The 12,857-nt window shown below is 66.3% G+C and carries 10 protein-coding genes and 1 riboswitch; of the genes, 6 read left to right on the top strand and 4 right to left on the bottom strand.

Annotated features, from left to right (window positions below):
• Positions 1 to 70: 70 nt before the first annotated feature.
• Positions 71 to 2,998 carry a TonB-dependent receptor gene (locus E3U47_RS16380; protein WP_134692730.1) on the bottom strand — a complete coding sequence of 976 codons (2,928 nt, stop codon included), beginning with the start codon at positions 2,996 to 2,998 and terminating at the stop codon, positions 71 to 73.
• 178 nt (positions 2,999 to 3,176) lie between these two features.
• On the opposite strand from E3U47_RS16380, the gene E3U47_RS16385 reads away from it, so the two are divergent.
• The 3 genes from E3U47_RS16385 to ribB all read left to right on the top strand — a co-directional run bounded on the left by E3U47_RS16385 (position 3,177) and on the right by ribB (position 5,615).
• Positions 3,177 to 3,704, top strand: coding sequence for a sigma-70 family RNA polymerase sigma factor (locus E3U47_RS16385; RefSeq protein WP_134692764.1), 528 nt, complete (start codon positions 3,177 to 3,179; stop codon positions 3,702 to 3,704).
• Entirely contained in the window at positions 3,697 to 4,617 is a 921-nt protein-coding gene (locus E3U47_RS16390) for a FecR family protein (protein WP_134692731.1), read from the top strand. Before E3U47_RS16385 ends, E3U47_RS16390 begins: the two co-directional genes overlap by 8 nt.
• Before the next feature lie 125 nt (positions 4,618 to 4,742).
• A riboswitch (FMN riboswitch) is annotated at positions 4,743 to 4,884 on the top strand.
• An 80-nt stretch (positions 4,885 to 4,964) separates the two neighbouring features.
• Positions 4,965 to 5,615: a 3,4-dihydroxy-2-butanone-4-phosphate synthase gene (gene ribB / locus E3U47_RS16395; protein WP_134692732.1), complete on the top strand. Its 651-nt coding sequence runs from the start codon at positions 4,965 to 4,967 to the stop codon at positions 5,613 to 5,615.
• Between the two features lie 47 nt (positions 5,616 to 5,662).
• Here the strand turns inward: ribB and E3U47_RS16400 are convergent, their stop codons facing one another.
• From E3U47_RS16400 to E3U47_RS16410, 3 genes are read right to left on the bottom strand one after another with little or no spacing between them, the layout of a single operon-like run.
• Positions 5,663 to 6,856, bottom strand: a complete 1,194-nt coding sequence (locus E3U47_RS16400) for an SGNH/GDSL hydrolase family protein (RefSeq protein WP_134692733.1) — start codon at positions 6,854 to 6,856, stop codon at positions 5,663 to 5,665.
• Position 6,857: 1 nt separating this feature from the next.
• Entirely contained in the window at positions 6,858 to 7,982 is a 1,125-nt protein-coding gene (locus E3U47_RS16405) for an SGNH family hydrolase (RefSeq protein WP_134692734.1), read from the bottom strand.
• Entirely contained in the window at positions 7,969 to 9,384 is a 1,416-nt protein-coding gene (locus E3U47_RS16410) for an MBOAT family protein (RefSeq protein WP_134692735.1), read from the bottom strand. The genes E3U47_RS16405 and E3U47_RS16410 overlap by 14 nt, the downstream gene beginning before the upstream one ends.
• 214 nt (positions 9,385 to 9,598) lie before the next feature.
• On the opposite strand from E3U47_RS16410, the gene E3U47_RS16415 reads away from it, so the two are divergent.
• The 3 genes from E3U47_RS16415 to dxs all read left to right on the top strand — a co-directional run bounded on the left by E3U47_RS16415 (position 9,599) and on the right by dxs (position 12,856).
• The gene (locus E3U47_RS16415; RefSeq protein WP_011531978.1) at positions 9,599 to 9,841 is read left to right on the top strand and encodes an exodeoxyribonuclease VII small subunit; all 243 of its coding nucleotides are present in this window, start codon (positions 9,599 to 9,601) and stop codon (positions 9,839 to 9,841) included.
• On the top strand, positions 9,838 to 10,725 hold the full coding sequence (gene ispA / locus E3U47_RS16420; protein WP_134692736.1) for a (2E,6E)-farnesyl diphosphate synthase: 888 nt from the start codon (positions 9,838 to 9,840) through the stop codon (positions 10,723 to 10,725). The genes E3U47_RS16415 and ispA overlap by 4 nt, the downstream gene beginning before the upstream one ends.
• A gap of 235 nt (positions 10,726 to 10,960) precedes the next feature.
• Positions 10,961 to 12,856 carry a 1-deoxy-D-xylulose-5-phosphate synthase gene (gene dxs, locus E3U47_RS16425; protein WP_134692737.1) on the top strand — a complete coding sequence of 632 codons (1,896 nt, stop codon included), beginning with the start codon at positions 10,961 to 10,963 and terminating at the stop codon, positions 12,854 to 12,856.
• The last annotated feature ends 1 nt before the right edge of the window (position 12,857 follow it).

Raw genomic sequence — 12,857 nt, forward strand, 5'->3', positions numbered from 1 at the left:
AGCCTCGGGGCCTGTCAGGGTTGTCGTCGCCCCACTAGCGTCAACCCCGTGTGGATTGCGCAACGCCGCACTAGAACCGCGTCTGCATCCCCACCCGCCAGGTGCGCCCCGGCGCGGGCATGAAGCTCTGAGCCAAGGGGTCCAGGTAGTAGCGATCAGTCAGGTTCTGCACCGATACATTCAGCTCGGTGTGTTCCAGCAGCTTGTAGCGGGCGAACAGATCGAACAACGCCACCGAGCGGTAATCGATCTGCGGGGTGGTGGCGCCGGTCTGCCAGGGCTTGTCCATCTGCGCGGTCGGGCCTGAGGTGTAGGTCATGCGCCCGCCAACGGTCAACGCCTCGTCGAAAAAGCGCAGGCCGCTGACGAGGTTGGCTGAGAAACGCGGTGGGTTCTGCGTGTTGGTGTACGAGCCCATGTAGCTGCCCGAGGTGCAGTCGGGGGTGTCCTGGGTACGCTGGTAACTATTGGCGGTGCTGCGCAGCGTGCTGGCGAATGCCGCGTCGCAGGTTTCGGTTTTCAGGTAGTAGGTGGCCGACAGATCGGCGAACACCCGCCCGGCGTCATAGTGCGACTGCAACTCCAGGCCACGGGTGCTGAAGCTGTCGGTGTTGCTGAAGGTCATCTGCCCCCACCGGCCGGGGCTGGGGTCGTAGTAGCGGGTGATGTAGTGCTTGATCTGGTTGTCGAAGTACGCCAGCTTGATCGACGCCTCGTCACCCGTGCGCAACAGGTTGTCGCGCAAGGCGCTGACCCCGAACTCCCAACTGCGTGAACGCTCGGGCTTGAGGTGCTTGCCCGGAGTAACCTGCTGGGTGCCCTGGCTGGTTTCGAACAGCGATGGCAGGCGCAGGCCCTGGGTATAGGAGGCGTACACGAACGTGTCGGGCAGGAACTCGACATTGATGCCGAACGCCGGCGAGAAGCCAGCGCCGCTGCTCTTGCCCTGGGGCGTGTAGTCGTAGCCGGTGACCACACTGCTGGTGCTTTCCGGATGCACCGTCACGTTGGTCGCGCCAGCCTCGTTGAACGGCACGCCGTTGAACGGCTCGTTGCTGTTGGCGAAGACGATGCCATTGTTCAGGCGCGGGTCGGTGGCGTCGGTGTATTGCCCGTTCTGATCCGGGAACCAGGTCATGCTGCCCCAGTTTCCCGGGCTGCTGGCAGTGATCCAGCGCAGCTTGCGGTCCTCGCGCCGGGCCTCGGCAAGCACCGTGTTGTCCTTGGTCCGATAGTGGGCATAGCGCCCGCCGCCCCACAGGGTCACCTGCTCGATGGGCTGGTACTCCAGGTTGCCGTTGACACTGAACTCCTGGCGCGAAGCATCCCGCAGCATGCGGTTGGCGTTGATGTCGTGCTGGGTGGTCAGCACGCTTTTCTGCGGCTGCAAGTCTTCGAGCTGGAAGGCGCCGCCAAGGTCGAGCTTGAAGTCGCCGTGGGCGGTACTGAAGCGCGACACGTTGTTCAGGTCACCACCGATGCGTCGGTTGTCCTGCCGGGTCCAGCCGCGGTCGGTGCGAAACAGCTGCGACTTGGGCGCCATCCAGGCCGCGGTCAGGGTGCTGGTCTGGGTGTCGGTCAGCCACAGGGTGCTGGTCAGGTCCACCAGCGGGTTACCCTCGGGCAGGTAGTGATAGCGGGCGGTGTAGGCATCGAGCCGCACCTCGCTCGTGGGGTACTGGTAGATCCCGGCGGTTGCGTAGCGGAAGATATCCGACGGCATGATCTCGCCCATGTGGCCGTCGAAGCGACGGTAGCCCAGGTCCAGGGTGTGCGCGTCGGCCAGGCGCCAGGTGGTCTTGAACAGGTAGGAGTCGGTTTGCGACGAGGAGTTGAGCACCTCTTCACCGGCGTTGTAGGTGTTGGCCACGCTGGGTTGCTCATAGCCCCAACGGTCGTACAGGCGATAGCGCTCCTGGCCTTTCTTGCCAGAAAAATAATTGCCCTGGTTACGCTGCGCATAGGCGGCCACCAGGTCGAAGCGCTCGTTACTGTAGGCGAAGGCGGCACTGCCGGACCCGGCCTGCGAACCGAACAGGCCCGCGCGGCTGTCGCGCGGCACGGTGCTCAGGTCCTCGTCCTTGGAATGGCGGCTGCGGTGGGCCGGTTCGACACCGTTGTTCCACAGGTTGCCGGTCAGGCGCACGCCCACGCTGTTGCCATCCACCAGGATGTCGTCGACGCCCAGGGTCTTCATCTCCACCGAGCCGCCGATCGCCCCGGAACGGGTGCTGGGCCCCTTGTTCACGGTCACGCTGCTGAGCAGGTCAGGGTCGATATAGCTGCGCTGCTGGGTACCGCCATAGCCGCGGTAGACATCCACCGCCTGCTCGGAGCCATCGACCCGCACCGCCACCCGGCTCTGGCCCTGGATGCCGCGAATGTTCACGTCCAGCGCACCACCGTTGCGGCTGTCGCCCACCTGGACCCCGGCCACGCCCTTGAGCATGTCGCCCACCGAGACCGTGGCGAAACGGTCGAGGTCCGCGCGGGTGAGGTGCACGGTGGAGCGCGGCGCCCGGTAGGTGTCACGCTGCGGATCGTCCAACACGGCAGCGCCGACCACGGTGGCCGACAGCTCGGTCGCGGTGGAAGCCTTGCCCTGCGGGGCCAGGATGTAGGCACCGCGCGTACTGGGCAACAACTGCAGGCCAGTGTTCGCCAGCAGCAGCCGCGCCGCCTCGAGCACCGTGTAGCGCCCCTTGAGCGCGGGCGCGCTGCGCCCACGGGTAAGCTCGGAATCGTAGGACAGCAGCAGCCCGGACTGGTTGGCAAATAACCCCAGAGAGGTGCCCAGCCCACCTTGGACGATGTCGTAGTCGCGCAGCGTGGCGTCATCCAGCCGAGTGGCCGCGCCGGGCACCGCGCTGGCAGCCTGGGCCAGGTCGACGGCAGCGCCGATCAGACAGCCGACCAGCGTGCAATGCACGGCCAGGCGCAGCGGGGACAAACGCGACAAGGGGCGCGAAACAGGGGAAAGCCGATGGGATGCAGGCATGCTTCTCTCGCTCGTAGAGTTGGCGCCCGGCACTCGCGGCGGGCTGTCATTGCCTCTGTCGCTCGAGATCGAAAAAGGTATATGCAATCGATTCGTATTTTCACATCAACTTGTGATCTACGCAAAACCGTTGATAATGGTTTTCATTTACGACCTGATCCTGCCGACCCAACCGCCCATGACCATCCTTGAAACACCCCCTCGCTGCGCCGTGACCACGCTGTACATCGAGAACCACGCCTGGCTGCGCAACTGGTTGGCCTATCGCCTGCGCTCATGGGGGCACGGGGTGGCCGACGACCTGGCCCAGGATATCTTCCTGCGCGTGCTGCTCAGCCGCGAGGCCGCCCAGCCGGAAAGCATCCGCCAGCCTCGGGCGTATCTCACGCGCATCGCCAATTGCGTGCTGGTCAGCTGGCGCCGTCGTCACTCGCTGGAGCAGGCCTGGCTCGAAGCCCTGGCCGCTGTGCCACCGACAGCACATCCATCGCCGGAATTGCAGACGGTCATCCTCGAGACCCTGCACGAGGTCGACGCCGTGCTCGACAGCTTGCGCCCACGCGTACGCCAGGCATTCCTGATGGCGACGCTGGACGGCATGAAACAGAAGGACATCGCCCAGGCCCTGAACATCGCCCTGCCCACCGTGAAGAAATACATCCACGAGGGTTACCTCGCCTGCCTGAGCCAGATGCCCGATGAATAACCAGCCTATTGACCAGGCGGTGCTTGCCCAAGCCGCCGCATGGTTGCTGTTGCTGCAGGAAGGGCCGTTGACCCCGGCCCAGCGCCTTGAGCTCGCGCACTGGCGCAACAGCGACCCCCAGCATGAACGCGCCTGGAAGCGCGCGCAGCGCCTGCTGACGCGCCTCGGCAGCCTGCCCCCTACCCTCGCCAGGCAAACCCTGGAGCGCCCGACCGGCAACAGCCGCCGCGCGGTGCTGCGCGGCCTGGCGCTGTTGCTCGTGGTCACGCCGCTGGGCTGGTGGCTGTCGCGACGCGGCGCCTACCACGCCGACTACCAGACCGGCGTAGGCGAGCGCCGCGAGGTGGCGCTGGCCGATGGCAGCCAGGTGTCGCTCAACAGCGCCACCACCCTGGCGTTGCGCTTCGATGCCGAGCAGCGCCTGCTGCACCTGGAACAGGGCGAGGTCTACATCGTCACCGCGCCAGATCCTCGCCCTCTCAGGGTCCGTACCGAACAAGGGCTCATGCAGGCGCTGGGTACCCGCTTCAGCGTGCGCCAGCTTGCGCAGGAAACCTTGCTGGCGGTCTACGAGGGCGCCGTGCAGGTGCAAGGGCCGGCATCGACCATCGTCCATGCCGGCCAACAAGTGCGCTTCAGCCAGACGCAGGTCAGCTCGCCAGCGCCGGCCAGCGATGGCCAACTGGCCTGGCGCAATGGCCTGCTGCTGGCCCAGGACATGCCGTTGTGGCAATGGATACAGGAACTGCTGCGCCACACCGACCAGGCCCTGGCGTGCGATCCTTCGCTGGCTGACCTGGCGGTGTCCGGCACCTACCCGCTGGATGACCTGGCGCTGGCATTGGCGATGCTGGCGCAGACCTACGGGGTGCAAGTGCGCCACGAGGGGCGGCAGGTATTTATCAGGCCCTGAGCGCCTGCCTTGCTGGTGGCGGTGTTCGCCGGCAAGGCCGGCTCCTACGGCGTTACTCGGGCCAGCCTGGCATCGACCAAAGTCGTAGGGGGTTGCCAGCATCCAGCCACTGTGTTGTATGCTTGCCGGGTCTTCAGGGCGGGGTGAAAGTCCCCACCGGCGGTAAATCGAAAGATGAGCCCGCGAGCGCCCCGGCCATGCCGGGGGTCAGCAGACCTGGTGAGATTCCAGGGCCGACGGTCATAGTCCGGATGAAAGAAGGCGTCAGGCAGGGGCCAACAAGGCGCCTCTGCGCGCGCATTTTGTTCGCCCCGAGACGTTCATCGATCATTCACGAGGAGCGTTTCATGTCCACCCCACTGCACAAGCAATTCCCCAACGTCGCCGCCGCCATCGCCGCCTACCAGGCCGGGCGTCCCGTGCTGCTGCTCGACGATGATGACCGCGAGGACGAAGCCGACATCGTCGCCGCCGCCGAAAACCTCTCGCTGCAAACCATGGCCATGATGATCCGCGACTGCAGCGGCATCGTCTGCCTGTGCCTCGACGAAGCCACCGTCGACGCCCTGGAATTGGCACCGATGGTGCAAAACAACCAGGCCCGCCACGGCACCGGCTTCACCGTCACCATCGAGGCGGCGCAAGGCGTCAGCACCGGCGTGTCGGCCCAGGACCGCATCACCACCATCGAGGCCGCGCTGCGCTCCACCGCGCAAGAGCGCCACATCGTCAGCCCTGGCCACGTGTTCCCGCTGCGTGCCCGTGATGGCGGCGTGCTGACCCGTCGCGGCCACACCGAAGGCTCGGTCGACCTAGCGCGCCTGGCTGGCCTGCGCCCGGCGGCGGTGCTGTGCGAACTGATGAACCCCGACGGCAGCATGGCCCGCGGCGAGCAGGTGGCGGTGTATGCCCGCCAGTACAACCTGCCGGTGCTGACCATCGAGGAACTGGCGCGCTATCGCGAAGCGATGGTCGAGCTCGAGGCCGAGCCGGCCTGACCCGACCCCAGGCCCGTAGGCGCCGGCCTTGCCGGCTCCTGCGACGGTCAACGCAAGCCCAGCGACCCTTTCAAGAACTCATACAACCCCGCCGCACTCTTGCGATAGCCATCGGCCGTCAAGTGCACCAGGTCCGGCCGCGCCAGCCCGCTGGCCTGCCAGCCGGCAATCGCGCAGGGCCCGCCCATGAAGGCCTGCCAATCCCAGAACAGCGCCCTGTGCTTGTGCGCCATCTGCTTCTGCACCCGGATCACCGCCGCCAACGGTTGCGGTTGGCGGGCCGCGCAGCTGCGCGCCTTGCGCTGCTTGATCGAGTCCGGCGGACCGACCAGCAGGATCGCCGCACGTGGCAAATCCTTGCGCAGCCCGCTGAGGGTCGCATCCAGCTGCGCCTGGTACAGCGCCAGGTCGAGTTTGTCGTCGAACGCCTCGTTGGTGCCATAGGCAAGGATCACCAAGTCCGGGCGCACTCCCTTGAGGCTGTCGCGCCAACCGGCCTGCCACTTGTCCACCACCTCCAAACGCGCGCCGTTGATGCCCAGCGTCGAATAGATCACCCCGGCATTCTTCTGGCCTTGGAGGTACCAGCCGCCAAGGGCGACACCGCGTCCCCCTTCCACGCTCAATTGCACCGGTAAGCCGACGCTGGTGAAAGCCGGGCTGAAGCGCCATTGGCCATTGCTCGCCGGCAGCATGCGGCGCTGGCCGCCATCGGCCAGCAAGGTGGCATTGCCGCTGGCTTGGTAAAGCGCCGAGATCTTGTAGCGCTGGCGATCCTCGTCGCGTGCCTGCAGCTGCACGCTGGCACGGCTGGCCTGCGGCAACGACAGGTAACCGCCTAGCGGAAACTGCTGGCTCTGCTGGTTGCGCGCCGACACCAGTTGCCACTGGCGCGGCTGGCTCTTGATGATCACCCGGTCGTTGCGAATCCCCGGTACGGGCGAGGCCGGCACCAGGCCAATGCCGCCATCGCCATAGCGCGCTTGCAACAGGCGACGCAACTCACCGCTGAACAGGTCGGCGGCAGTGTGCGAATCGCCCAGCTGAACGACGGCGACAGGCGCGCGGCTGGCATTGCGCAACTTGCCGGCCAGCAGCGCGATATTGCCGTCCTGGCCCATGGCCGGCGCGGCGACGGGCCGCGCCGTGGGCTGGGTGACCACACTGTTGGCGCCGGTGCTGCAACCGGGCACGGCGCTGATCAGCAGGGCCAGGCCCAGCAGGTGATGCCATTGGCGCATCTTAATGTCCTGTAACGGTCAGGCCAGGGAAGCTGATCAGCGACAATACCTGTTCGGCGATCAGCTTCTGGCCGGTGATGGTGAAATGGATGCCGTCATCGACCCGCACCTTGACCCGCTTGCCTTGCGGCGTCTGGGTGGTATACGCGAAGCCGTCGTCGGTATAGCCGAGGATCGGGTTGGCCGACACATAGTGCTGGCCATACAGCGCGGTCTGCTCCTGGTAAAGGCCACTGAGATAGCCCATGGCGCTGGAAAGCCGCGCCTTCTCCATGTTCGGCGGGCCAACCCAGAGCACCTGCACATCGTGCCTGCGGGCCTGTTCGAGGATTGCGTCGATGCGGGCACGGTAGGCCGCTTCCCATTCCGGCGACTTGAAGCGCAGGAACGGCTTGCCCTTGCCCTGGGGCATGTCCCAGGGATCGTTGGGGCCGAGGAACACCACCATCAGGCGGATATTCGGCGCGTGGTCGAGGGTTTCGGCCACGGTCCTCGGCCAGTTGAAGAAGCCCGGATAAGCAAGCCCGGTACTTTGCTTGCTGAGGTTGACGGTGCGGATCTGGTAGCGCTTGCGCAGGCTGTTGGCCAGGTGCGGGGCGACGCCCTGCATCAGCGAATCCCCCACCAGGAACACTTCGTCGCCCGCAGCCAGGGCCGCGACGGTACCAGGCTGCAGCAGTGCCGGCGCCGGGGCGGCCGGCACCGATTGCGTCACCGCTGCCGGAACCGGCAGCGGCTGCGCGGCGGGCGCCTGATGCACCGGTTGGGCTGTGGCCGCCAGCGGCTTGGCCAGTACCGCCGGGGTTTCCAGGTTGACCGCCAGCACCGGCATCGGCTCAGGCAGTACCACGGGCGCCTGGGCCAGTTGCGCTGCCGGCTGCAGGCGCTCGAGCAGGCTGTCGCGCTGCTGTTCCAACGCCAGGGTCAACTGTGCGCCGAAGCGCCAGGCCGGCGCCTGGCCAAGCAACGGGATCTCGCAGCCCTGATGGTATTTCTGCTGGCAGTACAGCTTGATCGAGTCCTGGTTCAGCCAGAACAGCAACGCCGTGGTCACCACCAGCGCATACAACGCGCGGGCCGCGCCCACCTGCACCTGGAACAGCTGTTTGCTATCAGAAGCTTGCATAGATGAACCCCGGCACGCCCGACTGCGAAGCGAAAATCACCAACGACACGCCAACCCCGAGCGGGATCGGATACAACTGCCAGGGCAAGCGCTGGAACGCCGCGCCACTGCCGCGCAGCAGCGCCAGCCACTGTGGATAACTGGCCACGAACAGCACGCAGGCCAACAGCATCAGGCCAGTGGCGCTGTTCAACCCGGCCAGGCTCAGCTCGGCGATGTCGCCAAGCATCTCGACAGCGCCGTCCAGCGTCGGGCTGCGGAAGAAGATCCAGGCGAAGGCCACGTAGTGGAAGGTCATCAGGCGCGCCAGCAAACCGGCCCCCGGCACCCGGGCAAAACCCGGCAGCCATTGGCTGAACAGCTTGGAGAGAGCCAGGCCGACGCCATGCAACGCGCCCCAGATGATGAAGTTGACACTCGCGCCATGCCACAGCCCCGACACCAGCATGGCCAGCAGCATGTTCAGGTTGCCGCGCCACACGCCCTTGCGGTTGCCGCCCAGCGGGATATACACGTAGTCACGGATGAAGCGTGACAGGCTGATATGCCAGCGCCCCCAGAACTCCTTGAGGTTGTGCGCGGCATAGGGCGCATCGAAGTTGTCCGGCAGGCGAAAGCCCAGCAGCAAGGCGATGCCGGTCACCAGGTTGGTGTAGCCGCTGAAGTTGAAATAAATGAGGAAGCTGTAGCCGTACACGCTCAGCAACACCTGCTCGGGGGTGGCGCTGCCCGGGGTGTCGAACACCGGGTCGACCCACTCGCTGCCCAGCCAGGCACTAAGGAAGAACAGCTTGACCACCGCCATGGCGATCAACCCCAGCGCCCGCTGCGGCTCCAGCACCTGGCGCATGGCCGGTGGGCGGATCTGCGCCAGCATGTGCAGGGCGCGGTTGACCGGGCCGGCCACCAGGCTGGGGAAGAACGCCAGGTACAGGGCCAGGTCCAGCGGCGCCGCCGGCGCCAGTTCGCGGCGGTTGATCGACACCAGGTAGCTGACCGAATGGAAGGTATAGAACGACAGGCCGATCGGCACCAGCACTTCCAGCAGCGGCAACGATACCTCGAGCCCCGCCGTCGCCAGGGCGCCCTGCACCCCGCCGACGAAGAATTCCTGGTACTTGAACAGGTAGAAGCAACCCAGCACCAGCGCCAGCAGCAGCGCACGGCTGAACCAGCGCTCCGGATAACGCCCCGCCAGCAGCCCCAGCAAGTACACCAGCACGCTGTAACCAAGCAGGATGTACAGCGATTGCAGGCTGAAACTGGCCACCAGGCCATAGCTGGCCGCCAGCAGCAGGGCATTCTGCAGCCGCACGCTCCAGCACAGGCTCCAGTAGACAACGAAGAAAAGCGTGAAGCACAGGCCGAATTCGATCGAGAGGAAGCTCACAACGTAGTCCATTACATGACGTTGGGGAGGGCTGGCCCGCGGGCCAGAGCGCGCGGATTATGGCAGAGGGCTCTACCCCCCACAATCCGAGCGCTGCGCAGAATGCAAGACGGCGGCAGCCGGATAAGTGCAACAAAATAAGACGAATGACGGCATCCGCTAATTTGCTCCCCCTGCCCCGCTCTGCTAGTGTCGCGCCGTTCTGAACACCACCGAGACAGTCGCCATGGCCCGCAAAAAAGCCTCCATCGATTTCGAACAATCCCTCGCCGACCTGCAAGCCCTGGTCGAGCGCCTGGAGAACGGCGAGTTGTCGCTGGAAGAGTCGCTGGCCGCCTTCGAGCAAGGCATCGCCCTGACCCGCGATTGCCAGGGCGCCCTGGCCCAGGCCGAGCAGAAGGTGCAGATTCTGCTGGAGCGCGACGGCGAGCTGGCCGCGCAGCCCTTCGACGCGGAGCCAGAGGCATGATCGCCGCGTACCAGGCCAGTGCCCAAGCCCGCGTCGATGCCGCCCTCGAACCGTTGTTCCAGGCCCCGTCCAAAGAGCTCGAACGGCTCTACGCCGCCATGCGCTACAGCGTGATGAATGGCGGCAAGCGGGTGCGCCCGCTGCTCGCCTACGCCGCCTGCGAAGCCTTCGGCGTCCCGGCCGCACAGGCCAACGGCGCGGCCTGCGCGGTAGAGCTGATCCACGCCTACTCGCTGGTGCACGACGACCTGCCGGCGATGGACGACGACGACCTGCGTCGCGGCCAGCCGACCACCCACAAGGCCTTCGACGAAGCCTGCGCGATTCTGGCCGGTGACGGTTTGCAGAGCCTGGCCTTCAGCGCCCTGCTCGACCCGCGACTGAGCCCACAGGCCGATGGCATCCGCCTGCAGATGGTCCAGGCCCTGGCCAAGGCCGCCGGCCCCGCCGGCATGGTCGGCGGCCAGGCCATCGACCTGGGTTCGGTAGGGGTCAAGCTCGACCAGCAGGCCCTGGAGTACATGCACCGGCACAAGACCGGCGCGCTGATCGAAGCCAGCGTGCGCCTCGGCGCCCTGGCCAGCGCCCGCGCCAGCCAGGCCCAGCTCGAGGCCCTGCAGACTTATGCACAGGCCATAGGCCTGGCCTTCCAGGTGCAGGACGACATTCTCGACGTCGAGAGCGACACCGCCACGCTGGGCAAGCGCCAGGGCGCCGACATCGCCCGCGACAAGCCGACCTACCCGGCCTTGCTCGGCCTCGACGCGGCCAAGGCCTATGCCCTTGAACTGCGCGACCAGGCCCTGGCGGCGCTGCAAGGCTTTGGCGACAACGCCGAGCCGCTGCGGGCCCTGGCCCGCTATATCGTCGAGCGCCGCCACTGAGGCCCGAGAGCCCCCCTGTAGGAGCGGCCTCGTGCCGCGAAAGGGCCGCAAAGCGGCCCCGGCAATCTTTGCGTCAAGGCTGAAATCCTGGGGCCGCTACGCAGCCCTTTCGCGGCACAAGGCCGCTCCTACAGGATCCGTGTCGCATTGAGCTTTCTGCACACCCGTCCAAATGGGCAGCTTTTCCCACAATGGGGTAAACTGCCGCGTCTTCACACCTATAACGACACGCCTGATGCCCACGACGTTTCAAGAGATCCCCCGCGAACGCCCGGTCACGCCGTTGCTGGACCGCGCCGACACGCCCGCCGGCCTGCGCCGGCTGGCCGAAGCCGACCTGGAGACCCTGGCCGACGAGCTGCGCCAGGAACTGCTCTATACCGTTGGTCAGACCGGTGGGCATTTCGGTGCTGGCCTGGGCGTCATCGAGCTGACGATCGCCCTGCACTACGTCTTCGATACCCCCGATGATCGACTGGTGTGGGACGTCGGCCACCAGGCCTACCCGCACAAGATCCTCACCGGGCGCCGTGAGCGCATGCTCAGCCTGCGCCAGAAGGACGGCATCGCCGCCTTCCCGCGCCGCAGCGAGAGCGAGTACGACACCTTCGGCGTCGGCCATTCCAGCACCTCGATCAGCGCCGCCCTGGGCATGGCCATCGCCGCCCGCCTGCAAAACGACCCGCGCAAATCCATCGCGGTGATCGGCGACGGCGCACTGACCGCGGGCATGGCCTTCGAAGCGTTGAACCACGCGCAGGAAGTGGACGCCGACATGCTGGTGATCCTCAACGACAACGACATGTCGATTTCGCGCAACGTCGGCGGCCTGTCCAACTACCTGGCCAAGATCCTCTCCAGCCGCACCTACGCCAGCATGCGCGAGGGCAGCAAGAAGGTCCTGTCGCGCCTGCCCGGTGCCTGGGAAATCGCCCGCCGCACCGAGGAATACGCCAAGGGCATGCTGGTTCCCGGCACCCTGTTCGAGGAGCTGGGCTGGAACTACATCGGCCCTATCGACGGCCACGACCTGCCGACCCTGATCGCCACCCTGCGCAACATGCGCGATCTCAAGGGCCCGCAGTTCCTGCACGTGGTGACCAAGAAGGGCAAGGGCTTCGCCCCGGCCGAGATCGACCCGATCGGCTACCACGCCATCACCAAGCTGGAGCCGGTCGACAAGCCGGTCGCGCCGAAAAAGCCCAGCGGGCCGAAGTACGCCTCGGTGTTCGGCCAATGGCTGTGCGACATGGCCGCCGCCGACAACCGCCTGGTGGGCATCACCCCGGCGATGAAGGAAGGCTCGGACCTGATCGACTTCAGCGAACGCTACCCCGAGCGCTACTTCGACGTGGCCATTGCCGAGCAACACGCGGTGACCCTGGCCGCAGGCATGGCCTGCGAAGGCGCCAAGCCGGTGGTGGCGATCTACTCCACCTTCCTGCAGCGCGGCTATGACCAACTGATCCACGATGTGGCGGTGCAGGACCTCGATGTACTGTTCGCCATCGACCGCGCCGGCCTGGTTGGCGAGGACGGCCCGACCCACGCCGGGGCCTACGACCTGTCGTACCTGCGCTGCATCCCCGGCATGCTGGTGATGACCCCGAGCGACGAGAACGAGCTGCGCAAGATGCTTAGCACTGGCCACCACTACAAGGGCCCGGCGGCAGTGCGCTACCCACGCGGCACTGGCCCCAACGCGCCGATCAGCGGCGACCTGGAGCCCCTGGAAATCGGCAAGGGTGTGGTGCGCCGCCAGGGCAGCAAGGTCGCCCTGCTGGTGTTCGGCGTGCAACTGGCCGAAGCCCTCCAAGTGGCCGAGCAGATCGACGCCAGCGTGGTCGACATGCGTTTCGTCAAGCCACTGGACGAGGCGCTGGTGCTGGAGATGGCCGCCAATCATGAACTGCTGGTGACCATCGAGGAGAACGCCATCATGGGTGGCGCCGGCGCAGCGGTCGGCGAGTTCCTCGCCCGCGAAGCGGTGGTCAAGCCGCTGCTGCACCTGGGGCTGCCGGATATCTATGTCGAGCATGCCAAGCCGGCGCAGATGCTGGCCGAGTGTGGGCTGGACGTGGCAGGGATCGAAGCCTCCGTCAAAGCCCGAATGGCCAAGCTCGGCCTGTAAG

Origin of the sequence: Pseudomonas sp. RIT623, assembly GCF_004519305.1 — a bacterium.
In the GTDB taxonomy this organism is placed as follows: Bacteria; Pseudomonadota; Gammaproteobacteria; order Pseudomonadales; family Pseudomonadaceae; genus Aquipseudomonas.

Excerpts from the sequence above, each read along its gene's own strand:
- ispA (WP_134692736.1), top strand. The coding sequence starts at position 9,838 with ATGATCGCCGCGTACCAGGCCAGTGCCCAAGCCCGCGTCGATGCCGCC.
- dxs (WP_134692737.1), top strand. The coding sequence starts at position 10,961 with ATGCCCACGACGTTTCAAGAGATCCCCCGCGAACGCCCGGTCACGCCG.
- E3U47_RS16410 (WP_134692735.1), bottom strand. The coding sequence starts at position 9,384 with ATGGACTACGTTGTGAGCTTCCTCTCGATCGAATTCGGCCTGTGCTTC.
- E3U47_RS16390 (WP_134692731.1), top strand. The coding sequence starts at position 3,697 with ATGAATAACCAGCCTATTGACCAGGCGGTGCTTGCCCAAGCCGCCGCA.
- E3U47_RS16385 (WP_134692764.1), top strand. The coding sequence starts at position 3,177 with ATGACCATCCTTGAAACACCCCCTCGCTGCGCCGTGACCACGCTGTAC.
- E3U47_RS16400 (WP_134692733.1), bottom strand. The coding sequence starts at position 6,856 with ATGCGCCAATGGCATCACCTGCTGGGCCTGGCCCTGCTGATCAGCGCC.
- ribB (WP_134692732.1), top strand. The coding sequence starts at position 4,965 with ATGTCCACCCCACTGCACAAGCAATTCCCCAACGTCGCCGCCGCCATC.
- E3U47_RS16380 (WP_134692730.1), bottom strand. The coding sequence starts at position 2,998 with ATGCCTGCATCCCATCGGCTTTCCCCTGTTTCGCGCCCCTTGTCGCGT.
- E3U47_RS16405 (WP_134692734.1), bottom strand. The coding sequence starts at position 7,982 with ATGCAAGCTTCTGATAGCAAACAGCTGTTCCAGGTGCAGGTGGGCGCG.
- E3U47_RS16415 (WP_011531978.1), top strand. The coding sequence starts at position 9,599 with ATGGCCCGCAAAAAAGCCTCCATCGATTTCGAACAATCCCTCGCCGAC.